The organism is Paramagnetospirillum marisnigri (assembly GCF_001650715.1).
GTDB classification, from domain to species: Bacteria; Pseudomonadota; Alphaproteobacteria; order Rhodospirillales; family Magnetospirillaceae; genus Phaeospirillum; species Phaeospirillum marisnigri.
The window spans coordinates 1-632 of the sequence record NZ_LWQT01000024.1; the positions used below are offsets into that span (position 1 = coordinate 1).

Genomic DNA, 632 nt, shown 5'->3' on the forward strand with positions numbered 1-632 from the left:
CGGAGCGATAGGCGGTGTCGGCCCAAACATCCGAAGCCGTGTTGTTGGGATCGATCAGCCCCTCGCGGAGACGAGTACCATCGTGAGCAGCGGCGTCGGTGACGATCCTGCGCCGGATCACGCCGTGGCGACGGTCGATCGAGATGTGCGCCTTGTAGCCGAAGGTCGGGATCGCGATGTCGATCCGGGGCGTGCCATCGGAGGCGGGCTTGGCCTTGGCGAACTTGATCGTCCAGCGGGCGTCCACATCCTTCTGCGCCGCCTTGGCCGGCTTGTCGGGCCAGATGTCGCCGGCGGTCTGGCCGGCCTTGATCGCCTCCTTCTCGCCGTCGGTGTTGCGCTGGCGCGGGGCGGCCACCAGGGTGGCATCGACGATCTGGCCCGACATGGGCAGATAGCCGGCGGCGCTGATGGCCTGGTCGAGGCGGCCGAACACTCCATCCAGGGCTTTGGCCGCGATCAACGCCTCGCGAAAGTCCCACAGCGTGTTGGCGTCCGGCACCGCGTCGCCGGGGCCAAGACCGCAGAAACGCATCCAACTCAGCCGGTCGCGAACCAGATAGGAGACCTGCTGCAACGACAGGCCGTGCAGAGATTGCAGCACCAGCATCTTGAATTTCAGCACCACGTCG

General features: G+C 66.5%; 1 protein-coding gene. It reads right to left on the reverse strand.

What is annotated here, in order from left to right; translation table 11 throughout:
* Window positions 1-632: transposase (locus A6A04_RS01560; RefSeq protein ID WP_156612420.1), on the reverse strand; the 632-nt coding region annotated here is incomplete at both ends.